This is a genomic window from Streptomyces sp. NPDC048111, from assembly GCF_043202815.1.
In the GTDB taxonomy this organism is placed as follows: Bacteria; Actinomycetota; Actinomycetes; order Streptomycetales; family Streptomycetaceae; genus Streptomyces.
In genome coordinates this window covers 195,351-220,745 of record NZ_JBIDBD010000010.1, presented here as the reverse complement: position 1 = coordinate 220,745, position 25,395 = coordinate 195,351, and the positions used below count along the sequence as shown (strand labels likewise).

Sequence of the window (25,395 nt, the reverse complement as noted above, 5' to 3'; positions counted from 1 at the left end):
GCCTTTCGATGCTGGAATGGACGGGTTACGCCGCGACCGGCTGGTGCGCGTAGGCGTGGACGTACTTGTCGAGGACCCGGCGGTAGTAGTCGGGGCCGAAGCCGAGCCCGTACACCGGCGGTACGAGACGGCAGAGCTTGTCGATGGAGACGGGCTGGGCGCCGGAGGCCTCCACGTAGGTCTTCTCGGCGCGGGTGCCGAGCAGGTGCTCCATGTGCGTCACGATGTCCTCGATGCGCGGGGCGTGGCCCGAGGCGACGTTGACGACGTCACGGGTACGGCCGTCGACGAGGAGCGTGTGGACGATCTTGATGACGTCCTCGACGTCGATCAGGTCGCGCTGCGCCCCGCGGTAGACCTGGATGCGCCCGGCGACCAACTGCCGTACCAGCGCGGGCAGCAGCTGGTGGGCCGGCTGGTTGAAGCCGACGACGTGCGACAGGCGCAGGATCAGGTACTCGACGTCCGAGGACTTCACGACCGCTTCGAGGGAGAGCTTGTGGCGGCCGTACGGGGTCGCCGGGTAGACGGGGCCGTCCTCGCGGCCCGGCGAGGCGTCGGGCACCGAGTACATCCCGGCGGACGCGGTGGAGAAGAACACCAGGCGTTTGCCGTGCTTCTCGCAGTGCCGCAGCACCTCGTACAGGCGCCCGGACTCCCGGGTGTACTGCTCCGGCGGGATGTCACCGGCGGCCGAGACCCCGGCGGCCAGCGTCACCACGTCGGGGTGGTGCTCCGCGATGCCTGCCAGGTGTCCGGCCAGGAAGCCCCTGCCGACTATCTCCATGGGGTGTGCCAACTCCTTGTGGTGGGCGGCTGGTTCAGGCCGCGGCGGTCTCGGCCCAGGCCGGGATCTCCAGGATTTCCAGGACGGCGGTGGTGATGGTGTAGCCCGCTCCGCCGCCGTAGAGCATCACGTGGTCGCCGGGCTTGAGCGCCCCGGTGAGCAGCAGGTCCTCCAGGCCCGCGGCCCAGTCGCCGGCACCGATGTGGCCGCTGCGGCGGGCGAACTCCCAGGTGGTCTCGGACTCGTCGACGCCGAGCAGGTGGTGGATCTGGAACGGGCCCTTGATGCGGCCGGTGGAGGGGATGATGACGTAGGCGATGTCGTCCATCTCCAGGCCGGCGTCGTCCAGGACGGACTGTTTGGCCTCCTGCATCACCTTGCCGAAGCGGATGTTGGTCATCGTCTCGTCGCTGACGGCCTTGTGCGCGTCGCCGCGTGCGGTGAGGTCGATCTGCCGCTCGGCGGCGCGCGAGACCGGGCCGAACTCCTCGTCGCCCCGGGCCATCGGCTCCAGGGAGTTGTCGGCGACCGTCGCGGTGGCCACCAGGCGGGCGAAGCCGCCCTCGGCGGACAGGACGGTCGCGGTCGCGCCGTCGGCGTAGGCGTTGCCGTGCCGCAGCTGCCAGCGGTCGGCGCCCGGACCGCCGAAGCGGTCGGCGGTGGTGAGCATGACGGCGGTGCCCCTGCCGTAGCCGGCCGTCAGGTGGGCGGCGGCCAGATCGAGTCCGCTGATGCCGATGTTGCAGCGCTGCTGCACGTCGAGGCCCGGCACGGTGGCGCCGACGGTCCGCTTGGCGATGTAGGACGCGGCGGGCCAGATGTCGAGGCCCTGGAACCAGGTGCTGCCGTGCAGGAGCAGGGAGTACGCGGACTTGTTCAGGCCGGAGCGCTCGTGCGCGGTGCGGCCGGCGGCGACGGCCATGTCCGGCGGCGCCGTCCAGCCCTCCTGCGCGCTCTCGCGGGCGATCCGCACGGACACGTACCCGAAGTCGTCGATCCACTCCTGGCCGCACTCCCCGGCCGCGACGGCCTCGGCCACCGGGACGGGCTCGGGCAGCCAGGTGCCGAGCGAGGCGACATAGATCTCGTTCCAACGCATCCAGCTACTCCCCTGTTCGGCGGTTCGGTCGAATCCTTCGGGCATACGGCATACGCCCAAGGTCGCCACCGCCTCTCGAATCGGACTTGAGTGCGGCCGGGGAGCTGACGGCCGAGGGCGGCTCAAGTGGGGTTCGAGTGGGGCGCGTCACGCTCTTGGGCATGACCGACGGGCGGTCCCCAGGGCCGTCCCCACCCCCCATTCGGAGACCCGCCGTGCGCATCCTGTTCACCGCCCATGCGGGCAAGTCCCATCTGCGCCTGCTGATCCCCCTGGCCCAGGCCGCCGTCCGGGCCGGGCACACCGTTGCCGTGGCCGACGACGAGTCCATGCGCGAGGAGAGCGAGAGCTACGGTCTGGAGTTCTTCCCGGCCGGGTTCGACTGGGCCAAGGACCCGTTCTGCATCGAGGCGATCGCGCTTCCGCTGTTCCGGGGCGACCAGGAGGCGTACGAGGACGGGCTCGTGGACTGTGTCCTCGGGCCGCCCGCGCTGGCCGCGGCCCGCGACATCCTGGACATCGCCGCCGGCTGGCACCCCGACCTGATCGTCCGCGAGGGCGAGGAGATGGGCGGTCTGCTGGCCGCCGAGAAGCTCGGCATCCCGCATCTGGCGGTGGCCGGCGGCTCGACGCACCTGCTGCCGCCCGCCGTGACCGGCGCCCCGCTGAACGCGCTGCGCGCCGAGCTCGGGCTGCCCGCGTCCCCCGGGGGCGAGGACGACAACTCCGCCTACCGGTACGGCCTGATCAGCTGGCTGCCCGCCGAGTGCACCGGCGACGACCTGGATCCGCGCACCCTGCGCCACTACCGCCAGACCGCGCCCTACCGCAGCGACGACAAGGCCCTGCCCTGGCTCGCCGAACTGCCCGACGACCGGCCGGTGGTGTACGCCTCGATCGGCACCATGGCGCCGTCCATGCCGTGGAAGTCGGACGAGGTGCTGCACGCGGTGATCGAGGCGGTGTCCGGGCTCGACTGCACGGCGCTCGTCTCCATCGGCGTGGGCCGCGACCCCGAGGAGTTCGGCGAGGTGCCCGGGCACGTGCGGCTGCTCACCGAGTGGGTGCCGCAGGACGTGCTCCTGGAGGCGGCCGACGTGTTCGTCACGCACGGCGGCCACAGCAGCGTCCGCGAGGGCCTGCGCAGCGGTACGCCGATGCTGGTGACACCCATGTACGACGACCAGCCCAACTCGGCCGCGCACGTGGCCGACGTCGGCAGCGGCATCGACCTGCCCGCCTACTGGGTCACCGGCGAGACCGTCACCGAGGCCCTCCAGCGGCTACTCACCGAGCCCTCGTTCCGGCTCCGCGCCGCCGCCGTGCGCCGCTCGATCCTGGCCTGTCCTCCGGTGGAGCAGCTGGTCACCGACCTCGAAGCCCTTGTGACCGCGACCGCGGAGGAGAAGACATGCGCGTCCTGGTGACCGCCCTGGTTCCCAGCCACATCGTGCCGATGGTGCCGCTGACCTGGGCGCTGCGCGCGGCCGGCCACCAGGTGCTGGTGGCGGGCGACGCGGAACTGGTGCGGTTCGCGTCCGCCGCGGGCCTGGACACCCGGCTCGTCGGCGGCGGCGAGACCCGCCAGCGGCTGACCCGGCCCGGCGCCGTGGCGATGCCCGACCGGGCCGGCATGGACCGCCGGGCGGACTCCGAGTGGGACGCGGTCGGCGAACGCTGGCGCACCCGGCTCGGCGGCTACATCGACGAGCTGGTCGCGCTCGGCCGGTCCTGGGAGGCCGATCTGGTGGTGACCGACCCGGTGGAGTTCGGCGGCCTCGTGGTCGCCGCCGCCCTCGGGGTGCCCGGCGTGATCCACCGCTGGGGTCCGGACGACTTCACCAGCCCCCTGCTGCGCCAGGCCAAGGTCCAACTGCACGGCCTGTGCGTCGAGTTCGGCGCCGACGGCTTCCCCGACCCGGCCCTGATCATCGACCCGAGCCCGGCCTCGCTGCTTCCCGAGGGCGACAACACCCCGGGCCTGCTCTCGCGCTACGTGCCCTACTGCGGCACCGCCGAGCTGCCCGACTGGGCGGTGCGCAGGCCCGAGCGGCCCCGGGCGCTGCTGTGCCTGGGCATGTGGCACGGCCGGGTGCTGGCCGAGACCGGCGAGCTGCCGCTGGGCTTCCGCCATGTGCTGGACGCGTGCACCGAGCAGGGTCTCGACGTGCTGTTCCCGATCGACGCCCAGTACCACCCGGCGCTCGCCGGGATCCCGTCCTCGGTCAAGGTCGTCGACCGCTTCCCGATCGGTCCGGTGATGCGGCACACCGCGCTCGCCGTCCACCACGGCGGCAGCGGCACCAGCATGACCTCGTTCGCCTCGGCCGTACCGCAGCTGGTGCTGCCGGGCGACAAGCCGTTCCTCCAGACCACCGGCCGGCTCGTCCAGGACTCCGGCTGCGGCATCAGCCTCGCCACCGAGGCCGAGCAGCACGACCCCGCCCTCGTCCGGGAGGCCCTCGCCGGCCTGCTGGAGAACGAGCGGCACCGCAAGGCCGCGCAGGACGTGCGCGCGGAGATCGAATGCCTGCCAGGCCCCACGGAACTGGTCCACACCTTGGAAGGGCTGATCTGACATGCGTCCACTCACACAGGAAAGGGAACAGGTGCCACCCCCCATGGCAGAACAGCACGGCCCGCCCGCGGTCGTCTTCAAGGGTGTCGTCAAGGAGTACGGGAACGTCCGTGCCGTCGACGGGATCGATCTGACGATCCACCGCGGCGAGACGGTCGCCCTGCTGGGCCCCAACGGTGCCGGCAAGTCCACCACCATCAACATGCTCCTCGGCCTGTTCCCGCCGGACCACGGCCAGATCGAGGTCTTCGGCAAGAAGCCCGAACTGGCCATGCGTGCCGGGCACTTGGGTGCCATGCTCCAGGAGGGGAAGATGATTCCCCGGGTGTCGGTGCGCGAGCTGGTGGACTTCGTCCGCCAGACCTACCGCAAGCCGCTGCCGCTCCAGGAGATCCTCGACCTCGCCGAGCTCTCCAAGATCGCGAACCGCAATGTGGACCGGCTCTCCGGCGGCCAGGCCCAGCGGGTGCGCTTCGCCCTCGCCCTGGCCGGCGACCCGGACCTGGTGGTCCTCGACGAGCCGACGGCCGCCCTCGACGTCGAGTCGCGGCGCGAGCTGTGGGCCGCGATGCAGCGGTACGCGGAGCGCGGCAACACCGTCCTGTTCTCGACCCACTACCTCGAAGAGGCGGACGACAGCGCGGACCGCGTCGTCGTCATCGCCTCCGGCCGGGTGGTCGCCGACGGCACCACCTCGCAGATCAAGTCCATGATCGAGGGCCGCACGGTCAGCTTCGTGCCGCGCGGCAACCAGAACGGCTTCGACCTGCTGCCGGGCGTCAGCTCCGTGGAGCACCGCGGCGGCCGGGTCCACCTGCGCACCAGCGACTCCGACTCGACGGTGCACGCCCTGTCGCGCGCCGACGCCTTCACCGATCTGGAGGTGTCGGGCGTGGGCCTGGAAGAGGCCTTCATCGCGCTCACCCACCAGTCCCGCCACGCGGCCGCTCCGGAAGGACGGACCACCTGATGCTCGGATACATCCGCCTCGAAATCCTGCGGCTCGTCCGCAACGGCGGCTACCTCATGATGAGCCTCATCATGCCGGTCGGCCTGTACGTCACCCTCGCGGGCGGCGGCCCCGACCAGGAGTCCCTGGTGCGGGCGATGGTGGGCGCCGCCGCGTTCGGCGCGCTCGGCGTGGTCATCACCAACGGCACCGGCATCGCCGAGGACCGGGCGCTCGGCTGGCTGCGCCAGCTGCGCCTCACCCCGCTCTCCCCGGTGCAGGTCGTCATCGCGCGCGGCGCCGTCGCCACCTGCCTCGGCATCCTGCCCATCGTGGTCATCGGCCTGATCGGCAAGTCCTACCGGGGCGTGGACCTCTCGCCCGGCACCTGGCTGGAGATCTTCCTGCTGCTGTGGGTCGGCATCGCCCCGCTCGCGATGCTCGGCATCGGCATCGGCTACCTCTTCAAGGCGCAGCTCGCCCAGATCGCCGGCACCGTCTCGTATCTGACGCTGACGCTGCTCGGCGGTCTGATGATGCCGACCGACACCCTGCCCAGCTGGCTGCAGCCGCTGTCCAAGGAGACCCCGGTCTACCGCTACGCCCAGCTGTCCTGGGACGCGGCGGCCAACTCCGCGCCGAGCGGTACCGGCCTCGGGGTGCTCGCCCTGTGGACGGCGCTGCTCGCGGCCTTCGCCGCCTTCGCCTACCGCAGGGGCGGCCGCCGCGCCTGATCCGGCTCCGCCGCCCGTCCGAAGTGCCCGCAGGGACTCCCCCTGCGGGCACTTTCGTGTTCGTACCGGACGCGAGTCGCATTCGAGCGGGTGCCCCCACCCTTGCCCTGCCACTGACCGTACGCGATGGAGTGAGGCAACTGAATGCGCGTGTTGTTCGTGGGGCACGGCCCGGCCCATGTCCCCTGGATCATCCCGCTCGCCTGGGCCTGCCGCCTTGCGGGCCACGAGGTGCGGGTGGCGGTGCGGCCCCAGTGCGTGGCCCCCGTGACCCGGGCCGGTCTGGTGGCCGTGCCCGTCGGCGACGAGGCCGTGACCGCCGAGGTCGCGTCCCGTCAACTGGGCCTGGGTCCGGGCCGGTTGAAGGCGGCGGCCGAATCCGTGGCCGTGCTCGACGCCGATCTGAGCGAGGCGCTCGTCGAGAAGATGATCGCGGTCGCCGACACCCTCACCGACGACCTGGTCGACTTCGCCCGCTTCTGGCGGCCCGACATCGTGGTGCACGACACGGCCGCCGCGGCCGGCCTGGTGGCCGCCGCCGTGGTCAAGGTGCCGGCCGTAGGGCACACCTGGGGCGTCTCGCTCGGTGTGCACTGCGAGAGCGAGGACGAGCTGCGGCCCTCCTACGCCCGGCTCTTCGAGCGTTTCGGCGCCGAGCCGGTGGTTGGCCCCTCGGTGTGGATCGACCCGTGCCCCCCGGGCCTGCGCCCGCCGCACGGGGTGCGCCGCGCCAACATGCGCTACGTCCCGTTCGCCGGACCCGCGGCGCTGCCCGGCTGGCTGCGCTCGCAGCGCCCTTCGGGCCGGCCGCTGGTGTGCGTCACCGGCGGGGTCACCACCTCCGCCCTGGACGAGGTGCGCGACCACGTGGTGCGCTCACTGCTCGCCCTGGACACCGACGTGGTCCTCGCGGTCACCCCCGAGCAGGCGGCCCACACCGGCCAACTCCCGGACGGCGTACGGATGGTGGAGTCCTTCCCGCTGGACGTGCTGCTCGCGCACTGCGACGCGCTCGTGCACCACGGCGGCGTCGGCAGCGGACTGATCGCCGTCACCCACGGACTGCCCCAGCTGCTGCTGCCGCGCAACGCCTTCCAGGAGCACTGGTCCCATCTGGTGCGCGCGTCCGGCGCGGGCACCGCGCTTCCCGCCGACGCCGAGGAGGGCGCGGTCGGCGCGGCCGTCCAGGACCTCCTGACCCGCCCCTCCTACCGCGAGCGGTCCCGGGCGCTGCGGGACGAGACCGACCGGATGCCCACCCCCGACCAGCTCGTGGGCTTCCTCGAGGAGTGCGTGAGAGCCGGTCGCACCGACGTTCCCACACCTGAGGAGACAGGAAGACGATGACCGTACTCCTTGAGCCCACGACGGGCACGCACCGCTTCGTGCGGGGCACCACGATGCACGGCCTGTTCCAGGACGCGGCCCGCCGCTTCCCCGAGGCGATCGCGGTCTCGCACCGCGGAGCCGGTATCTCCTACCGCGACCTCGACGCGGCGTCCGACGCCTACGCCGCGCTGCTCCAGGCCCGGGGGGTGCGCCGCGGTCATCTGGTGCCGGTGCTCATGGAGCGCGGCACCCCGCTGATCGCGGTGCTGCTCGCGCTGTTCAAGTGCGGGGCGGCCTACTCGTTCCTGGACGCCCGGTGGCCCGTCGACCGGCTCGAAGGAGTGATCGGCCAGCTGGCGGCGCCGCTCCTGGTGACCACCACGGACGGCGACTGGCCGGTGCCGGTGTGGACGCCGCCCGCCGAGGACCTCCGCCTCACCGCGGCGCGCGGCTCGGCCCCTGAGCCGGTCGCGGTGTCCGGAGGCGACGCCTGCTCGGTGTTCTTCACCTCGGGCTCCACCGGCACCCCCAAGGGCGTGGTGTCCAGCCACGAGAACGCGGTCCGCCTGTTCGACGGCGACTTCTACGCCGAGCTCGGGCCCGGCACCGTGATGCCGCAGACCGCCCCGCCGACCTGGGACGGCTTCACCCTGGACTGCTGGAGCATGCTCCTGACCGGCGGGCGGACGGTCCTGCTCGACGAGACGGTCCTGGTGCCGCGCACCCTGCGCGCGCTGATCGCCGAGGAGGGCGTCAACGGCGCGTTCATGACGACCCAGCTGTTCAACATGCTGGTCACCACCGATGTGGACGCCTTCGCCGGGATGACGTGGCTGTCCATCGGCGGTGAGCGCGCGGCCCCGACCCGGGTCCGCGCCTTCCTCGCCACCCACCCCGGCATCCGGCTGCTCAACGTGTACGGGCCGGTGGAGTGCGGCGCGGTCGTCACCGCGCACGAGGTGCGTCCCGAGGACTGCGACGATCCGGCCGGCATCCCGCTCGGGCGCGCCCTGGCCCACACCGACGTGTACGTCCTGGACGGCACCCGGGTGTGCGCGCCGGGCGAGAACGGCGAGCTGTGCCTGGGCGGCCCGGGCCTGGCCCGCGGCTACCTCGGCAACCCCGCCCTGACCGAGGAGGTCTTCGTCACGGCGCAGATCGACGGCAGGCCCCAACGCCTTTACCGCACGGGCGACTTGGGCAACCGCTCGGCCTCGGGCGTCTTCCACTACACCGGACGCGGCGACCGCCAGATCAAGATCCGGGGCCACCGCATCGAGCCCGCCGAGGTGGAGCGCACCGTGGAGCGGGTGGCCACGGTGACGGGCGCCGCGGTGGTACCGGTGCCCAAGCCCGACGGCACCTACCACGGGCTCGCCCTGTTCTACACGCACGCCGACGGCGGCACGGGGCCGCGGGAGCTGCGCGAGCGGCTCGTCGCCCTGCTGCCCGACTACCTGGTGCCGCGCCGCGTCCACCTGGTCGACCGGTTCCCGCAGTTGGCGAACGGCAAGATCGACCGGCGGGACCTGGCCGCGCGGGTCCGCCCCGAGCACGAGCGCGCCGGCACGCCCGCCGAGTCCTTCGAGGGCACGGCGGCCCTGGTCGCCGAGGAGTTCGCGGGTGTGCTCGACCTCGGCCAGGTGCCCGGCGACGTCTCGTTCTTCGAGCTCGGCGGCAGCTCCCTCGAAGCCGCCCGGCTGTGCCAGCGCCTGGACGCGGTGCTGGGCGCCGCCGTCCAGCCCTCCCAGATTTTCCGCACCCCGACCGTGCGCCGGCTCGCCGCCTGGCTCGACGCGACGGCCCGCTCGGCCGAGGCCGCCGAGGCCCCGGTGCCGGGTCTCGCGCCGGGCGAGATCCTGCTGCCGCCCGAGCAGGCCGGCTTCCTGTTCGCCGCCGCCCACGACAAGGAGGGGCTCGGCGGTCTGTGCCGGATGACCTGGTGGATCGAGGGGCCGCTCGACCTGGCGGCGCTGCGCGCGGCCGTCGGCGACGTGCACCTGCGCCACCAGGCCCTGCACGCCCGCTACTTGATCCGCGACAACGAGATCGGCTACGCGGTGGTGCCGGACGGTCCGGCCGCCGCCGAGATGCTGCTGCTCGCCGACGCCGACGGCGAGGCGGACGCCGAACAGGCCTGGCTCGCGGCGGCGTTCACCCCGCTGCGGGTCGCCGACGCCCAGGTGTGGCGGTGCGCCGCCGTGCGGGCCAAGGACACCTCGCGCACCCTGTTCGGCCTGGTCGCCCACCACGTCGCGTTCGACGGCGCGTCCGAGACGGTGCTGGCCGCCGATCTCTCGCTCGCCTACGCCGCCCGGCTCGCGGGCCGCGCCCCGGCGTTCCCCGCACCCGCCGCCACCCTCGCCGAGGTGTCCGCCGACCACCGCCGGGTGATCTCGCGGGTGGACCTGGCGGCGCAGGCGGAGTACTGGGAGGACCAGCTGGAGCTCCTGGAGCCCCTCGAACTGCCGGGCCGCACCGAGAACGACCTCAACGCGGGCCCGGGCCACTCCCGCGCCCTGACGCTCACCACCGCGGAGCTGGCGCGCTGGGACGACCGGGCACGTACCCTCGGCACCACCCGCTTCGCCCTGCTGGCCGCCCAATTCGGGTACGTCCTGCGGGACTTGACGGGGCAGCCGGACATCGCGGTCAAGGTGCCGGTGGCCCGCCGGGGCAGTGAGGTGCTGGCCTGCGCCGTCAGCTGCCGGGTCGACCTGCTGTTCCTGCGCTTCTGGCCGCCGCACAAGGACGACGGCTCGGGCCTCCTGGAGCAGGCCGTCACCCATGTCGACCAGGCGCTGGCCGCCCAGGAGACCGGTGGCGCCCAGCTGGCCCGCACGGTGGTGCTGACCGGCGGCGGCGAGTCGCTGCGCCCGATGCCGAGCTTCCTGATGCAGGACGATCCGGACCCGCGGCTCGAACTCGCTGGCTGCACCGCCCAGTTGTCCCGCATCGGCACGCCCACCATGTTCACCGAGCTGGAGCTGGACGTCCGGATCACCCCGGACGGCGCCCTGGTCACCGCCTCGGTACGCACCGACCGGATCCCGGCCGAGATCGCCGACCGGGTGGTGACCGCGTACACCGGCGCGCTGCGCCGCGGCCCCGCGGACCCGGCCGAAGCCCCTGCCGCTCCCATCCCTTGCGAGGACACCTCATGCGCGTACTGATCCTGAGCAGCCCCGAGTCCACCCACTTCACCTGCATGGTGCCGCTGGCCTGGGCGCTGCGCGGCGCCGGGCACGAGGTCCTCGTCGCCGGGCAGCCCGACATCATCCCGATGGCGCGTTCCGCCGGCCTCAACACCGTCACCGTGGGGCGGCAGTTCTTCGGCCGCGACCTGCTGAGCCCGCCGCTGCCGCCGGACAAGCGGCCCATCGAGATCGTCGGACCGCTCACCCCGAAGATGACCATGATCGGCTCCCGGGTGTGGGTGCTGCACAGCCGCTACATGGCGCCCAAGTACCTGGAGGTCGCCGAGCGGTTCAAGCCGGACCTGGTCATCTCGGAGATCTTCGACTGGGTGGCCTGCCTCATCGGCGGGGTGCACAGGATCCCGGTGGTCTCGCACCGCTGGGGCGTCGACCCGATGAGCCATCTGATGCGGGCCACCGCCGAGGACCTGCTGGCCGGCACGTGCGAGCGCCTGGGCATCGAGGGCGGTCTGCCGAAGCCCGACCTCCTGCTCGACCCCGCCCCGCCGCAGCTCCTGGTGGAGGGCGCGCCGGCCGGTGCGCCGATCCGCCACATCCCGTTCAACGGCACGGGCTCCGTGCCCGGCTGGCTGCGCCGCCGGGGCGAGCGGCCCCGGGTCTGCGTGACCATGGGCCGCCAGACCATCTCGCTGGGCGGCCTCCCCATGTTCCGCGGCATCGTCGAGGCCTTCGGCGACCTGCCGGAGACCGAGGCGGTGATGACGGTCCAGGAGGAGTTCGTCGACGAGCTCGGCACCATCCCGTCCAACGTGACCGTCATCCCGCCGACGCCGCTCAACGGCTTCCTCGACACGACGGACGCGGTGGTCACCCACGGCGGCGCCAACACCCTGCTGGCGGTGGCGAGTTTCGGCGTCCCGCAGCTGATCATGCCGCAGCTGGTCGACCAGTTCGAGGGCGGCGACCTGCTCACCGCCGCCGACGCGGGACTGACCCTGCGCACGGCCGAGCAGCAGAACGACCCCGCCCAGGTGGCCGGGGCCGTACGCACCCTGCTCGCCGAGGAGCGCCTCACCAAGGGCGCCGGCGTCCTGGCCGAGACCATGGCCGCCATGCCGAGCCCCGCCGCCGTCGTCCGTGACCTGGAGAACCTCCGATGCGCGTACTGATCATCGCCACCCCCGTCGACACGCACTTCCTGCCCATGCTGCCGCTGGCCCGGGCGCTGACCGGCGCGGGACACGAGGTGCTCGTCACCGGACAGCCCGACGTGACCGGCCCCGCCGCCGCCGCGGGCCTGGAGACGGTGACGTTCGGCGAGGCCTTCCACTACGGGGACCTGCGCCGGGGCCGCCGGCCGGAGGGCCTGCGGCCCATCGAGGTGGTGGGCCGCCCGCCGGCCCAGCAGATCGACGGCGCCGCCCAGATGTGGCGCAACCACGCCCCCTACTTCCTGTACGACTACCTGGACCTCGCCCGCGAGTGGCGGGCCGATCTGGTCCTGTCCGACCACATGGACTTCGCGGGACCGGTCGTCGCCGCGGTGCTCGGGGTGCCCAGTGTCTGGCACCGCTGGGGCACCGCCCCCACCAGCACGTTCATGCTCGGCCAGACCCGGATGTGGCTGGGTCCGCTGTGTGAGCGCCTGGGCCTCGCCGCCGTGCCGGAACCCGACCTGATCCTCGACCCGGCGCCGCCTTCGCTGGCGAGCACCGACGCGCCGCCCGCCTCGCCCGTCCGCCCCGAGCCCCACACCGGCGACGCCGGCCCCTGGGCGTACGCGGCCGGGCCCGGTCGCCGGGTCGCGGTGCTGCTCGGCGGCTACACCCTGGACCTGGACGGCGTCCCGCTCCTTCGCCGTGTCCTGGACGCGCTGGCCGGTGCGGGCGGTGTGGAGGCGGTCGTCTCGGCGGCCCCCGAGCACCGGCCCGCGATCGGCGAGCTGCCCGCGGGCATGGTCTGCACCGACGTGAGCGAGCCCGGAGCGCTGTTCCCCGGCGCCGACCTCGTGGTCCACCACGGCGGCCCCGACACCACGCTCGCCGCGGTCGCCCTCGGCATCCCGCAGCTGGTCCTGCCGCAGCTCGACGAGACGTTCCTGGCGGGCGACAAGATCGCCGCCTCGGGCGCCGGAATCACCCTGGACAGCGCCGAGCGCCAGAACAGCGACGCCGAACTGGCCGCAGCCATAGGCGCGTTGCTCGAAGACGACGCCTTCCGCGCCTCGGCCGGACGCCTGCGCGACGAAGTGGCGGCGATGCCCGACGCGACCGACGCGGTTGCTCTGCTGGAACAGTTGACGACACGTCAGGAGGTCCTCGCGTGAGCACCGATGTGACCGCGCACACCACCGGCACCGCGGCGGCGCCCGCGGAGCCGGCCAAGGAGAAGAAGCCCAATCCGCACGGCATGAGCGACATCCAGGTCCTGGTGTTCATCGTCTGCGCGATGGCCACCATGACCCTGGCCCTGCTCGACGGCTCGATCGTCTCCTCGGCCGTCCTGCCGATCGTGCGCGACCTCGATCCCGCCCACGGCATCGACCGATTCCCCTGGCTGATCACCGCGTACCTGCTGGCCGCGACGGCGGCCCAGCCGCTGTACGGCCGGCTCAGCGACAGCTACGGGCCGCGCCGCGTCTACCTCGGGGCGCTCGCCACCTTCCTCGCGGGCTCCGCGCTGTGCGCGACCGCCCATTCGCTCACCCAGCTGATCGTCTTCCGCGCGGTCCAGGGCCTCGGCGGCGGCGGCCTGATGAGCATGACGCTGATCGTGATCGCCACCCTGTACCCGCCCAAGTCCCGCGCCGGGCGGTCGAACGCGGGCGGCGCGCTCATCGCGGCCGGCATCATCGCCGGACCCATGATCGGCGGGCCGCTCAGCGAGAACCTGTCCTGGCGCTGGATCTTCCTCCTGAACGTGCCGCTCGCCGGGCTCGCGCTCGCCGGAGTGGCGTGGGCGCTGCGGCTCCCCGTGAAGGGGACCCGGCAGAAGGTCGACGTCCTCGGCTCGGTGCTGATCGCGGCGGCCACCTGCGCGCTGCTGCTCGGCGTGAAGGCGTACGGCGAGCAGAACTCGTTCTCGGGTCCGGTGCTGCCCTACGTCTACGGCGGGCTCCTGATGGCCGGCGCCTTCGTGGCCCGTCAGCTGAAGGCGGCCGACCCCCTGATGCCGCTCACCCTGTTCAGGGACAAGGTGTTCAGGCCCGCCGCGATCCTCCAGTTCGTGGGCGGCTTCGCCCTGCTCTCGCTGCCGGTGTTCCTCATCAACTACCTGAACATCGTGCGGGGCGTGTCGCTCGACGCGGTCGGCCTGCATCTGATCCCGCTCGCCGTCGGCGTGGTCCTGGTCTTCCTCGGCTGGGGCCGGATCATCGCCCGTACGGGCAAGTGCAAGGCGGTCCTGGTGGCCACCACGGCGACCGCGACCTCGGCGGTGGCGGGCCTCGGCCTGACCGTGTCCGACGCACCCGTCTGGGAACTCGACCTGCTGCTGGTGCTGCTCGGCGTGGGCCTGGGCGGCGTGACCCAGATCGCCCTGTTCATGACCCAATCGGCCGCCTCAGCGGACCAGTTGGGCGTGGTGACCACCACCTCGCGGTTCGCCACCATGCTCGGCACCACCATCGGCGGCACCGTGCTCGGCGCGGTGCTCAGCACCCGGTTCGCGTCCGCCGCCGGCGCCTCCGGCGTCAAGGATCCGGACGCCGCCGCGGCCCAGCTCGCCGGGCTCGACGCGGTCCGCCGCCACCTGGTGACGGACGCGTTCGCGGACGCCACCTCCACGCTGCTCCTGACGGCGGCGGGCCTGCTGGTCCTGGCCCTGGTGACCGCCCTGGTCATGCGGGACGTGGACGTGAACGCCCTGGCCGAGGCGGCGGGAGAGGCTGCCGAAGAACCCGCCGCGGAGCCCGCCGAAGACCCTGCCGAACCGGCGGCCGAAGGGGCTGCCGAACCGGCGGCCGAAGGGGCTGCCGACCAGGCCGCCGACACGATGGCCGAAGCGGCCGCCCCCATGTCCCTGGAGGACGAAGACGATGCGCGTACTGATGCTGAGCACCCCCTTCCCCACCCACTTCACCCCCATGGTGCCGCTGGCCTGGGCGCTGATGGGAGCGGGCCACGAGGTGATGGTCGCCGCGCAGCCTGACGTCACCGACGCGGCCCGCGCCGCCGGCATCTCCGCCACCGACATCGGCGACCGCTTCCACGGTCTGGACGTCCTCCAGCGCCATCTCCCCGACGGCGTACGCCCGTTGGAGCTGATGGGGCCGACCCCGCCGGAGAAGATGGCCGGCACCACCAAGCTGTGGGAGACCCACGCCCGCTACCTGGTGAGCTCCTACCTGGAATTCGCCCGCGCGTGGCAGCCCGACCTCATCGTGTCCGAGCAGATGGAACTGGCCGGGCAGCTCGTGGCCGGCGCGCTCGGCATCCCCTCGGTGCAGCACCGCTGGGGCGTCGACCCGCTGAGCGGGCCCTCGCGCGCCTCGGCCCGCAACTTCCTGTACGGCACCGCCGAGCGCCTCGGCCTGGACGGCCTGCCCGACCCGACGCTCCTCCTCGACCCGTGCCCGCCCGCGCTGCGCCACCCGAGCGCGGCGCCGGGCGCGCCCATCGGCTACGTCCCGTTCAACGGCACCGGCACCGTCCCCGACTGGTTGCAGGAGCCGGCCGCGGGTGGCGTGCGCCGGGTGGTGGTGTGCCTGGGCCGCCAGACGCTCGTCCTCAACGGCACGGGCCTGTACCGCTCGATCATCGCGGCCTTCGACGGGCTGGAGGGCGTCGAGGCGGTGGTGACCGCCGACGCCGCCTTCCACGCGGGCTTCGGCCCCGTCCCGGACAACGTCCGGGTGGTGGAGCCGGTGCCGCTGAACCTGTTCCTGCGCGACTGCGACGCCGTCGTCCACCACGGGGGCGCGAACACGACACTGACCGCGTGCTCGTTCGGCCTGCCGCAGGTGGTGCTCCCGCAGATCGTCGACCAGTTCGCCTCGGCGGAACTGCTCGCCGCGGCCGGCGCCGCCCGGGTGCTCGGCGAGGCGGCCCCGCAGAACGACCCGGGGCAGGTGCGCGAGGCGATCCGGGACGTGCTGGGTGATGCGCGGTACGCGAAGTGTGCGCGGGAGTTGGGGGCGGACATGTCGGAGATGCCGAGTCCGGGGCGCGTTGTGGAGGACCTGGAGCGGCTCGCGGGGTGACGCCCCGGCACGCGAAGCAGGGCCCTGCCTATCCGGCAGGGCCCTGCTTTTGCGTGCCACCCCGCACCCACGCCCTCGCCGCAGGACCGGCCCGGGGTTCGCGCAGTTCCCCGCGCCCCTGAACCCCTCGGTCGCCTGCGGACCGTGCGTGGCTGGTCGCGCAGTTCCCCGCGCCCCTTGGCGGGACCGGAGTACCCGGGGTTTGCGCCGTTCCCCGCGCCCCTGACCCCGAGGTCGTGTGCGGGCCGTGGTCGCTTCTTGCGCAGTTCCCCGCGCCCCTAACCGCACCGGTGCGGGCCAGCATGCGCATCCTCAGCCCGTCCGGCGATTGAGGACGAGCGCCGTTCAGGCGCGATCGGGGTTCGAGGGGCGGAGCCCCTCAGGGGGTCTGGGGCGCAGCCCCAGGGCTCGACTTCTCGGTGCCCGTCACGGGTGGGTGGGTGGGCAAGCGCCCCCGGGGTCTGGGGCGGAGCCCCAGGGCTCAGCCGATGCAACCCGCTGCACGGGCGGGCGGGTGGGCGAACCCCCCGGGGCCTGGGGCACAGCCGCAGCGGGCGGGCGGCCGGGGTGCGGACCCCGGGCATGGCGAAGGGCCCGCCCCCGATGGGAGACGGGCCGCGCCAGGGCCAACCCGCAGCCTCAGCCACGCCGCTTCTTCAGCGCATCCCCCCCGAACTTCACGACGAGGCAGACGACGACGGTAACGGCGAGACCGATGATGAGGTGGCTCATGATGTCCTCCAAAGGACGTACAGGGGTGGGGGGTTGGATGGAACGGCGGGGTTGGGCGGAACGGCGGAAAGCGGAGACCGGGGCGGGCGCCCCTCAGGCGCGAACGGCCCCGCGCTGCGCGGCGAGAACCGCCCACAGCGCACCCGGCGTCGCGAAGGTGGCGGCGGTGAGCCTGTCCTCGGGGATCTCCACGTCGTACTGGTCCTCAAGACGGACCAGCAGCTCGATGGTGGCCATCGAGTCGAGGCCGATCGCCTTGAGGTCGAGCGCGGGGTCGAGCGGGACGGTGATCCGCGGCAGGACCGAGGTCAGCAGCTCTTGGAAGCCGGCGTCCCACGAGACGTCAGTGGTGGTCATGGCTCAATCTCCTTACGGGGTAACCGACTCGGGGAGTCGCGATCCGGGTCATTTCTGTTCGCGGCGCAGCCGCTGCTTGTCGGTCTTGCCGTTCGGGGTGAGCGGAAGCGCGTCGAGCAGGTGGCAGGCGGCAGGCACCTTGGCGGCCTCCAGGCGCTCGGTGAGTTCGGCGAGCACCTCGTCGGGCGTCAGAGCGGTGACGGCGTACAGCGTGAGGTCGTGGCCATCGGCCGGGGCCAGCGCGGCGGCGGCCGACACGCCCGCGATGTCGAGTGCGGCCGTCTCGATCTCCAGGGTGCCCATGCGGACGCCCTTGCGCTTGAACAGGTCGTCGCGCCGCCCCTCGAAGTAGAGGTGGCCGTCGGCGTCGAGGTGTCCGTAGTCGCCGGTGTGCAGGGTGATCTCGCCGGTGACCGGGTCGGGGCGGAACCGCAGCGCGGTCTGCTCCGGCGCCCGCCAGTAGCCGGTCATGATGTGCGGCCCGCGCACACAGATCTCGCCGACGGTACCGGCCGGCAGGAGCCGTCCGTCGTCGTCCAGGATCAGCACCTCGGTGCCGTCGAGGGCGCGGCCGACCGAGCCGGGGCGCTCGATGTCGCCGTCCGGTTCGAGCACGGTGATCCGCTTGCACTCGGTGGTGCCGAACATCGGGGAGACCCGGGCCTGTGGGAAGGCCGCGCGCAGCTGGGCAATGACGGGCCCCGTCAGGGCCGCGCCGGTGTTGGTGAACAGCCGCACCGGGGGCGCCTCGCGGCGGTCGCGCCGGGCGAGCGTGAGCAGCATCTCGCCGAGCGAGGGCACCAGCGGGACGACGGTGACGCCGTGCTCGTGCAGCGTGGAGAGCAGCCGTACGTGGCGGTCCGGCGAGGTGAGCACCACCTGGGCGCCCGCGATCACGGACAGCAGGATCTGGTAGAGCCCGTAGTCGAAGGAGACCGGCACCGCGACCAGGACGACGTCGTCCTCGCGGTAGCCGAGCCGGGCCTGGATGGCGCGGGCGGCGAAGACGATCGGGGCGTGGGTACTCACCACGGCCTTGGGCGCGGAGGTCGAGCCCGAGGTGTAGATGAGCAGGCCGAGGTCGTCCGGCGCGACGAGAGCCTCGTCCGAGCCGGGCCCGGTCTCGTACAGCGCCTCGGCGCCGCGGCGCACCTCGTCCAGCTCGACGACCGGCCGGTCCGTCAACTCCCGCAGCACGGCGGCGTCTTGGGCGCTCTCGCCGATCACGAGGACGGGGTCGCAGTCCGGCACGACGGTGTTCAGGTGGAACCGCTTCATCGCCGGGTTGACCGGCACGAAGGCGATGCCGCGGCGCAGCGCGCCGAACATCAGGGCGGTGAAGGCGCGGGTGTTGCCCACCCGGACCAGGACCCGGTCCCCGTGGCCCACGCCCCGGGCGGTGAGCCAGTCGGCGTACGCCCTCGACCAGGCGTCCAGTTCCGCGTAGGTCCACACGCCCGAGGCGTCGCGCACCGCGGGGGCGTCGGGCCGTGCGGCCACGGCCGCCGCGAGCAGTCCGTGGACGGTGTCGGTGCCGGTGTCCGCGGCAACCAGCGTCTGAGTCGTCATCCAGCAACCTCGTGGTCATCGGAACGGAAGGTCGGTCCCCCTGAGCGTGCGGGGACCGTCTCGACCCCCGGTCGAGTGGTGGTGGACACCGGCCCCGCGGGGCCCGGGCCCGCAACCTTGTGGGGGTGCGTCGCCGCCGCGGGCGGTCCGTGGCCGGTCGTGCGGCCTTCCGCGACCCCTGGGCGGGGTCGGTGTCGCCGCGCACCCGGCATCGGGCCTCCCTCGGATCTCGCTCGAATCCATCCCAACGGCCCGCGCTCGCGCGGCACTTGAGCCGCACTGGAGCGGTCGGCAGCTGCGCGGGGCTCAAGTCCGGTACGAGGAGGGCGCCCCATGGTGTCGCCGGGCAGCAAGCCCCATGGTGACGACCCCGCCGCGACGACGTCCGACGGGGAAGGAGGCAGCGCTACATGAACGCGGATTCCCGGCAGACCGGCAGCAAGGATGCGGACGGCTCGGCAGGTGAGCGGCCGCTGGACTTCGGTGTCTTCTTCTTCGCCGCGGTCGGCGACCGGGCCGAGGAGACCTACCGGCTGATGCTGGACGCGGCGCGCCGCGCCGACCAGCTCGGCTTCGGTTTCGTCTCGACGCCCGAGCGGCACTTCCACCGCTTCGGCGGTGCCTTCCCGAACCCGGCGGTGACCTCGGCGGCGATCGCCGCGGTGACCGAACGCGTCCAGATCAGGGCCGGCAGTGTCGTGACCCCGCTGCACCCGGCCGCCCGCATCGTCGAGGACTTCGCGATGGTGGACGGCATCTCCGGGGGCCGGGTCGCGATCTCGGTGGGCTCCGGCTGGAACGTCAACGACTTCGTGATCGCGCCGGAGAAGTACGAGACCCGGCGCGAGCAGATGATCAAGGACGTCGGCGACATCAGGACCGCCTGGCGCACCGGCCACTGGACCGGCCCCAACCCGCTCGGCGCCGAGACCACGCTGCCCGTCTTCCCCCGCCCGGTCCAGGAGGACCTGTCGGTGTGGGTGACCGCGTCGCGCAGCGAGGGCACCTTCCGCGAGGCGGGGCGGCTCGGCTGCAACATCCTGACCCACCTGGAGAACCAGGACGTCGAGTCGCTCGGCGACAAGATCGCCCTGTACCGGGCGGCCCGCGCCGAGGCCGGCTGGGAGGGCCCGGGCACGGTCACCGTCATGATGCACACCTATGTCGCCGACGACGCGGCCGGGGCCCGCGAGGTCGGCGGCGGCAGCCTGCGCGACTACCTGCTCTCCGCGATCGACCTGGAGGCCCTCGCGGTCGAGGCCGGCGGCCGGATGAGCGGCAACAAGCAGGGGCGCGAGGTGCTGTCCGCGGTGAAGGCCCAGCGCAAGCTGGCCGAGCTGGGCGTCAACCGGTACCTGTCCGGCAACTCCCTCATCGGCTCCGTCCAGGAGTGCACCGAGACCGCGCGGCGGGTGCGCGCGGCCGGCGTCGACGAGATCGCCTGCCTGGTGGACTTCGTCGCCGACCCGGCGCTCGTGCTCGCCTCCCTCGAACGCGTCGCGGCGGTGCGCACGGCGGCCGCCGTCCCGGCCGAGCCGGTGCTCGCCGCCTGACCCCCGGGCGGCGGAGCGCCCGCCCCCGACCGGAGCAAGAAGCCTCTCCCACCGATCATCTGGAGGTTGTCCATGCCGACGATCCTCGCCGTCTCCGGCAGCCCGTCGCCGGTCTCCAGCACCCACAGCGTCCTGACCCTCGCGGCGGACCGGCTCGCCGGCCGCGGGCACCGGGTGCAGACGCTCTGCGTGCGCACCCTGCCGGCCGCCGAGCTCCTGCGGGCCGACGCCTCGCATCCCCAACTCGCGGACGCCGCAAAGCAGTTCGCCCGGGCCGACGCCATCGTGCTGGCCACTCCCGTCTACAAGGCGGGGTACTCGGGGCTGCTGAAGTCCTTCCTGGACGTGCTGCCGCAGTTCGCCCTGGAGGGCAAGGTGGTGCTGCCGCTGGCCACCGGCGGCTCGCTCGCTCATGTGCTGGCCCTGGACTACGGGCTGCGTCCGGTCCTGATGTCGATGAAGCCGCGGGCGGTCGCGGAGAGCTTCTTCGTGCACGCGGGCGGCATCCGCAAGGGCCCGGGCGGCTTCGCCGGCCTGGAGCCCGACACGGAGGCCCTGCTGCACCGGGCCACCGACACCTTCGCCGACCTGGTGGAGAGCCTCACCGAGACCTCCGCCCCGACCGTCCGGCTGGTGCCCGCCGCCTGACCCGGAATCGCTGTCATGAATCGCTGTGCAACGTCCCCCATGCATGTGCCTGTTGATGTGTCGACCACGACGGAACCACGACAGAAGAGGACCCCATGAAGGCTCTGGTTCTGAGCGGCGGTACGGGAAGCCGACTGCGCCCGTTCAGCTACTCCATGCCCAAGCAGCTCATCCCGATCGCCAACAAGCCCGTCCTTGAGCGGGTGCTCGACAACATCCGCGACCTCGGCGTCACCGAGATCGGCATCATCGTCGGCAACCACGTCGAGGAGATAGCCGAGGCCCTCGGCGACGGCTCGCGGCTCGGCGTCGAGATCACCTACATCCCGCAGGAGAGCCCCAAGGGCCTCGCCCAGTGCGTGCAGCTGGCCCAGGACTTCCTCGGCGACGACGACTTCGTCATGTACCTCGGCGACAACATGCTCCCCGAGGGCATCGGGGAGGCCGCCGCGGAGTTCCACGCGCTGCGCCCCGCGGCCCAGGTGCTGGTCGCCCAGGTCGAGGACCCGCGCGCCTTCGGCGTCGCCGAGGTGGACGCGACCGGCGTCGTGGAGCGCCTCGTGGAGAAGCCCCCGGTGCCGCGCTCCAACCTCGCCCTGATCGGCGTCTACTTCTTCACCCCGGCCATCCACCGGGCCGTCGACTCGATCGTGCCGAGCGCGCGCGGCGAGCTGGAGATCACCGACGCCATCCAGTGGCTGGTCACCAACGGCTCCACCGTCCGGGCCCAGGAGTACCGCGGGTACTGGAAGGACACCGGCCGCGTCGAGGACGTCCTGGAGTGCAACCAGATGCTCCTGGACGGCATCGAGCGCCGGGTGGAGGGCGAGGTCGACGACCAGAGCGTGCTGATCGGCGCGGTCGTCGTCGAGCCCGGCGCGAGGATCTCGCGGTCCTTCGTGGAGGGCCCCGTCGTGATCGGCGCGGGCACCGTCCTGGAGGACAGCCACGTCGGGCCGCACACGTCCATCGGCCGGGACTGCGTCCTGTCCGGCACCCATCTCGACTACTCGATCGCCCTCGACGGTGCGACGATCTCCGCGGTGCGGGGCCTGCACGGCTCCCTGCTCGGCAGGTCGGCGGCCGTGACGGGGATCGACCTGGCAAGCCGCCACCACCGCCTGGTGGTCGGCGACCACACCCGCGTGGAGGTCGCGGCATGACGAACGACACGGAGCAGAGCGCCATGAACAAGATCCTGGTCACCGGCGGCGCGGGCTTCATCGGCTCGCACTACGTCCGCACCCTCCTGGAGGGCGGCTACGAGGGCTACGAGAACGCCGAGGTCACCGTCCTCGACAAGCTCACCTACGCCGGCAACCGCGAGAACCTCCCCGCCGAGCACCCCCGCCTGACCTTCGTCGAGGGCGACATCTGCGACCTGCCGCTGCTCCTGGAGCTCTTCCCGGGCCACGACGCGGTCGTCCACTTCGCCGCCGAGTCGCACGTGGACCGCTCCCTCGAATCGGCCGCCGAGTTCATCGCCACCAACGTCGGCGGCACCCAGAACGTCATGGAGGCCGCGCTGCGCGCCGGCGTCCGGCGCGTGGTGCACGTCTCGACCGACGAGGTGTACGGCTCCATCGACGAGGGCTCCTGGACCGAGGAGTGGCCGCTGCTGCCCAACTCCCCGTACGCCGCCTCCAAGGCGGGCTCGGACCTGATCACCCGTGCCTACTGGCGCACGCACGGCCTGAACGTGTCGATCACCCGCTGCTCCAACAACTACGGCCCCTACCAGCACCCCGAGAAGCTCATCCCGCGGTTCGTCACCAACCTCCTCGAAGGCGAGACGGTCCCGCTGTACGGCGAGGGCGCCAACATCCGCGAGTGGCTGCACGTGGACGACCACTGCCGCGCCATCCAGCTCGTCCTCACCCGCGGCCGCGCGGGCGAGATCTACAACGTGGGCGGCGGCAACGAGCAGACCAACCGCCAGATCACCGAACGGCTCCTGGAACTGACCGGCAACGACTGGTCGAAGGTGGTCCGGGTCGCCGACCGCAAGGGCCACGACCTGCGCTACTCGCTCAGCGAGGCGAAGATCGCCGAGGAGCTCGGCTACGCGCCGCGCATCTCCTTCGAGGACGGCCTCGCCGAGACCGCCGCCTGGTACCGCGACAACCCCGGCTGGTGGAAGGCGGTCAAGCACGCGCCGCAGGAGGGCCAGAAGTGACCCTGCTCAGCGAAACGGCGCCCGCACCCGAGGTCCTGGTCGTGGGCGCCGGGCCGGTGGGCCTGAGCGCCGCCCACGAGCTGGCCCGCCACGGTGTGCGGGTGCGGCTCGTGGACGCGGCGGCGGGCCCCGCCACCACCAGCAGGGCGCTCGCCACGCACGCCCGCACCCTGGAGACGTACGACCAGATGGGCATCCTGGACGAGCTGCTGCCGCGCGGCCAGCGGGTGGAGCACTTCACGCTGCACCAGAACGGCCGCCGGCTCATCCGCTTCGACACCGACTACAGCCGGCTGCCCACCCGTTTCCCCTTCACGCTGATGGTCGACCAGGTCATCACCGAGGAGGTGCTGCGCACCGCGACGGCCCGCCGCGGTGTGGAGGTCGAATGGGGCGTCAGGCTCACCGAGTTCGAGGACCTCGGCGACGACGGCGTACGGGCCCGCCTCGTGCACGCGGACGGCCGGGCCGAGACCGTCACCACCGCATGGCTGGTCGGCACCGACGGCGGGCACAGCACCATCCGCAAGCAGCTCGGTCTCAAATTGGAGGGCGAGTCCAGCGAGACCTGGCTGATCGCGGACGCCACCGTCCACTGCGACCTGCCCAAGGACAGCATCCACTGGATGCGCACACCCACCGGCACCGTGATGATGGTGCCGTTCCCCGAGCCCGGCAAGTGGCGCCTGCTCGACACCGCGGAGACGTCCTACGGCGGCGACGACGCGATGGTGGCCCGGCGCTTCTCGGCGAAGATCACCACGGGTACCGGCAAGCCGGCCGTGGTCGAATCGCCGTCCTGGGTCTCGGTGTTCACCATCCAGCAGCGCATGATCGCCCGGATGCGCAACGGCCGGGTGCTGCTCGCGGGCGACGCCGCCCATGTGCACAGCCCGGCCTCCGGGCAGGGCATGAACACCGGGGTCCAGGACGCCGTCAACCTGTCCTGGAAGCTCGCCACGGTGCTGCGCGGGGAAGCCCCGGACACGCTCCTGGACAGCTACAGCGACGAACGGGTGCCGGTGGGAGCGGAGTTGCTGCGCACCACCAGGATGGCCACGATGCTGGTGCAGCTCAAGAGCCGCAGGGCGGCGGCGGCGCTGCGCGCGGCGTTCACGGTGCTGCGCTCGCTGCCGCCCGTCAAGGGCCGCATCCAGCGCAAGATCATGGGCGGCATGTCGGCACTGGGCCTCGGCTACGCGGCGGGCCCGCTGGCCCTCGCCTCCCCCGCGTCGCCCGGGGTGCGCCCCGGTGAGCGGGTCGCCCGGGTCACGGCCCCCGTCCTCGCCACCAGCCCCGGCTGGCAGGAGGTGGTGGCCGAACTCCAGCGCCCCGAATGGCTGTTGCTCAGCTTCGGCCCGGCCCCCGAGGCGCCCGTCGGCCCCTCGGTGCGGATCCGCACGGTCAACACCCCCGGCCCGGACACCCTGTCCGACCCGGCCGGCCACCTCGCCACCGCCCTGGGCGCCCCCGAGGGCAGCTGGCTCCTGATCCGCCCCGACGGCTACCTGGCCGCGCGCGGCACTGCGAAGGAGACCCCGTCGACCGCACTGGCCTCCCTGGGGATCCAGCCCGCCGAGATCCGTCAACTCACCTACTGAGAACACGACTTGGGCCCGCCACCGGATCAGTCCGGGAGCGGGCCCAAGCGCTGTGCGCGCAGCCTTGCCTACAGGGGGGCCACCTACAGGGACGCGCCCCGGGGCCGCCTACCGGGGCGCGGGACCGTACCCCCACCCGACCCCGGGCCGCCTACAGGGGCGCGGGGAACTGCGCGAGCAGCCCCCCACGGCCCGCGGCCGAACAACCGACCGGCGGAAACTAGGCCGCACGCCGAGCCCCCTCAACACCACTCCCGTACAGGGAGAGACACTGCGCATACGCAGGAAGCAACCCGAGCTCCAGGGCCTCCGCCACGGTCGGCGCCCCCGCGTCCTTCTCGGACAGCACGGGGTCCCCCGTGAGCCACCGGGACCAGGGAAGTCCGAGCTCGGGGTCGAAGGCCCGCAGGTCGAGCTGCGTACCGGGCACGTACTCGGTGGAGCAGAGGTAGCTGATGCACGTGTCGTCGGTCAGCGCCACGAACCCGTGCGCGAGCCCCTCCGCGACGAACATCGCCCGCCCCTCCCGCGCGTCCAGCACCGTCGTCACGTGCTCGCCGAACGTGGGCGAGCCCACGCGGACGTCCACGACCACGTCGAGCAGCGCCCCGCGCACACAGCTGACCAGCTTCGCCTGGCCCGGCGGGATGGCCACGCCGTGCAGCCCGCGCACCGTATTGCGCGAGGACGCCGAGTAGTTGACCTGGCGCGGCACGAAGGCGTGCCCGGTCTCGGCGGCCAGCAGGTCGTAGCGGTACGACTCGTGGAAACTGCCGCGGGGGTCCGTCAGCAGCTTCGGCATGATGCGGTACGCGTCCGGTACGGCGGTCTCTTCGATCCTCATGGTCCCGGACGGTAGGCGCCCCTACTCAAGTCCCGGTAGCGCCGCAGGAACACCTGTCCGGCGGTCCAGCGGCCCCCGAGC

Annotated in this window: 20 protein-coding genes; 15 read left to right on the top strand and 5 right to left on the bottom strand. The window is 72.8% G+C overall.

The features are described 5' to 3' along the window. Positions 1-25 precede the first annotated feature (25 nt). A complete protein-coding gene (locus ACGF3I_RS19190; RefSeq protein ID WP_393133495.1) occupies positions 26-787 on the bottom strand; it encodes an NAD-dependent epimerase/dehydratase family protein in 762 nt (253 codons plus the stop codon). Between the two features lie 34 nt (positions 788-821). Continuing rightward, positions 822-1,886 carry a ketoacyl-ACP synthase III family protein gene (locus tag ACGF3I_RS19185; protein ID WP_393133493.1) on the bottom strand — a complete coding sequence of 355 codons (1,065 nt, stop codon included), beginning with the start codon at positions 1,884-1,886 and terminating at the stop codon, positions 822-824. A 215-nt stretch (positions 1,887-2,101) separates the two neighbouring features. Here ACGF3I_RS19185 and ACGF3I_RS19180 point away from each other — a divergent pair, with 215 nt between their 5' ends. The 10 genes from ACGF3I_RS19180 to ACGF3I_RS19135 all read left to right on the top strand — a co-directional run bounded on the left by ACGF3I_RS19180 (position 2,102) and on the right by ACGF3I_RS19135 (position 15,834). After that, positions 2,102-3,313: a glycosyltransferase gene (locus tag ACGF3I_RS19180; protein WP_393133491.1), complete on the top strand. Its 1,212-nt coding sequence runs from the start codon at positions 2,102-2,104 to the stop codon at positions 3,311-3,313. After that, positions 3,298-4,464, top strand: a complete 1,167-nt coding sequence (locus ACGF3I_RS19175; RefSeq protein ID WP_393133489.1) for a nucleotide disphospho-sugar-binding domain-containing protein — start codon at positions 3,298-3,300, stop codon at positions 4,462-4,464. Before ACGF3I_RS19180 ends, ACGF3I_RS19175 begins: the two co-directional genes overlap by 16 nt. Positions 4,465-4,507: 43 nt before the next feature. Beyond that, the gene (locus tag ACGF3I_RS19170) at positions 4,508-5,434 is read left to right on the top strand and encodes an ABC transporter ATP-binding protein (protein ID WP_393133487.1); all 927 of its coding nucleotides are present in this window, start codon (positions 4,508-4,510) and stop codon (positions 5,432-5,434) included. Further along, positions 5,434-6,147 (top strand): ABC transporter permease, encoded by a 714-nt coding sequence (locus tag ACGF3I_RS19165; RefSeq protein WP_393133485.1) that lies wholly within the window; start codon positions 5,434-5,436, stop codon positions 6,145-6,147. The genes ACGF3I_RS19170 and ACGF3I_RS19165 overlap by 1 nt, the downstream gene beginning before the upstream one ends. A 144-nt stretch (positions 6,148-6,291) precedes the next feature. Beyond that, the gene (locus ACGF3I_RS19160) at positions 6,292-7,494 is read left to right on the top strand and encodes a nucleotide disphospho-sugar-binding domain-containing protein (protein WP_393133483.1); all 1,203 of its coding nucleotides are present in this window, start codon (positions 6,292-6,294) and stop codon (positions 7,492-7,494) included. Next, positions 7,491-10,649: an amino acid adenylation domain-containing protein gene (locus ACGF3I_RS19155; RefSeq protein WP_393133481.1), complete on the top strand. Its 3,159-nt coding sequence runs from the start codon at positions 7,491-7,493 to the stop codon at positions 10,647-10,649. The genes ACGF3I_RS19160 and ACGF3I_RS19155 overlap by 4 nt, the downstream gene beginning before the upstream one ends. After that, positions 10,637-11,803 (top strand): nucleotide disphospho-sugar-binding domain-containing protein, encoded by a 1,167-nt coding sequence (locus tag ACGF3I_RS19150; RefSeq protein ID WP_393133479.1) that lies wholly within the window; start codon positions 10,637-10,639, stop codon positions 11,801-11,803. Before ACGF3I_RS19155 ends, ACGF3I_RS19150 begins: the two co-directional genes overlap by 13 nt. After that, the gene (locus ACGF3I_RS19145) at positions 11,791-12,960 is read left to right on the top strand and encodes a nucleotide disphospho-sugar-binding domain-containing protein (protein WP_393133477.1); all 1,170 of its coding nucleotides are present in this window, start codon (positions 11,791-11,793) and stop codon (positions 12,958-12,960) included. The genes ACGF3I_RS19150 and ACGF3I_RS19145 overlap by 13 nt, the downstream gene beginning before the upstream one ends. After that, complete coding sequence (locus ACGF3I_RS19140; protein ID WP_393133475.1) at positions 12,957-14,783, top strand: MFS transporter; 1,827 nt, start codon at positions 12,957-12,959, stop codon at positions 14,781-14,783. Before ACGF3I_RS19145 ends, ACGF3I_RS19140 begins: the two co-directional genes overlap by 4 nt. Continuing rightward, positions 14,671-15,834 (top strand): nucleotide disphospho-sugar-binding domain-containing protein, encoded by a 1,164-nt coding sequence (locus ACGF3I_RS19135; RefSeq protein ID WP_393133473.1) that lies wholly within the window; start codon positions 14,671-14,673, stop codon positions 15,832-15,834. Before ACGF3I_RS19140 ends, ACGF3I_RS19135 begins: the two co-directional genes overlap by 113 nt. 825 nt (positions 15,835-16,659) lie before the next feature. Here the strand turns inward: ACGF3I_RS19135 and ACGF3I_RS19130 are convergent. Both ACGF3I_RS19130 and ACGF3I_RS19125 read right to left on the bottom strand, forming a co-directional pair. Further along, complete coding sequence (locus tag ACGF3I_RS19130) at positions 16,660-16,923, bottom strand: phosphopantetheine-binding protein (protein ID WP_393133471.1); 264 nt, start codon at positions 16,921-16,923, stop codon at positions 16,660-16,662. Between the two features lie 48 nt (positions 16,924-16,971). Further along, a complete protein-coding gene (locus ACGF3I_RS19125) occupies positions 16,972-18,492 on the bottom strand; it encodes a class I adenylate-forming enzyme family protein (RefSeq protein WP_393133469.1) in 1,521 nt (506 codons plus the stop codon). 410 nt (positions 18,493-18,902) lie between these two features. Here ACGF3I_RS19125 and ACGF3I_RS19120 point away from each other — a divergent pair, with 410 nt between their 5' ends. The 5 genes from ACGF3I_RS19120 (at position 18,903) to ACGF3I_RS19100 (ending at position 24,470) form a co-directional block, all read left to right on the top strand. Further along, positions 18,903-20,045, top strand: a complete 1,143-nt coding sequence (locus ACGF3I_RS19120; RefSeq protein WP_393133468.1) for a MupA/Atu3671 family FMN-dependent luciferase-like monooxygenase — start codon at positions 18,903-18,905, stop codon at positions 20,043-20,045. Between the two features lie 72 nt (positions 20,046-20,117). Then, positions 20,118-20,693 carry an NADPH-dependent FMN reductase gene (gene ssuE, locus ACGF3I_RS19115; RefSeq protein ID WP_393133466.1) on the top strand — a complete coding sequence of 192 codons (576 nt, stop codon included), beginning with the start codon at positions 20,118-20,120 and terminating at the stop codon, positions 20,691-20,693. 95 nt (positions 20,694-20,788) lie between these two features. Then, the gene (locus tag ACGF3I_RS19110) at positions 20,789-21,856 is read left to right on the top strand and encodes a glucose-1-phosphate thymidylyltransferase (protein ID WP_393133464.1); all 1,068 of its coding nucleotides are present in this window, start codon (positions 20,789-20,791) and stop codon (positions 21,854-21,856) included. Continuing rightward, positions 21,853-22,869: a dTDP-glucose 4,6-dehydratase gene (gene rfbB, locus ACGF3I_RS19105; RefSeq protein ID WP_393133462.1), complete on the top strand. Its 1,017-nt coding sequence runs from the start codon at positions 21,853-21,855 to the stop codon at positions 22,867-22,869. Before ACGF3I_RS19110 ends, rfbB begins: the two co-directional genes overlap by 4 nt. Beyond that, complete coding sequence (locus ACGF3I_RS19100) at positions 22,866-24,470, top strand: FAD-dependent oxidoreductase (protein ID WP_393133461.1); 1,605 nt, start codon at positions 22,866-22,868, stop codon at positions 24,468-24,470. The genes rfbB and ACGF3I_RS19100 overlap by 4 nt, the downstream gene beginning before the upstream one ends. Positions 24,471-24,690: 220 nt before the next feature. Here the strand turns inward: ACGF3I_RS19100 and ACGF3I_RS19095 are convergent, their stop codons facing one another. After that, entirely contained in the window at positions 24,691-25,314 is a 624-nt protein-coding gene (locus ACGF3I_RS19095; protein WP_393133459.1) for a dTDP-4-dehydrorhamnose 3,5-epimerase family protein, read from the bottom strand. Positions 25,315-25,395: the final 81 nt, after the last annotated feature.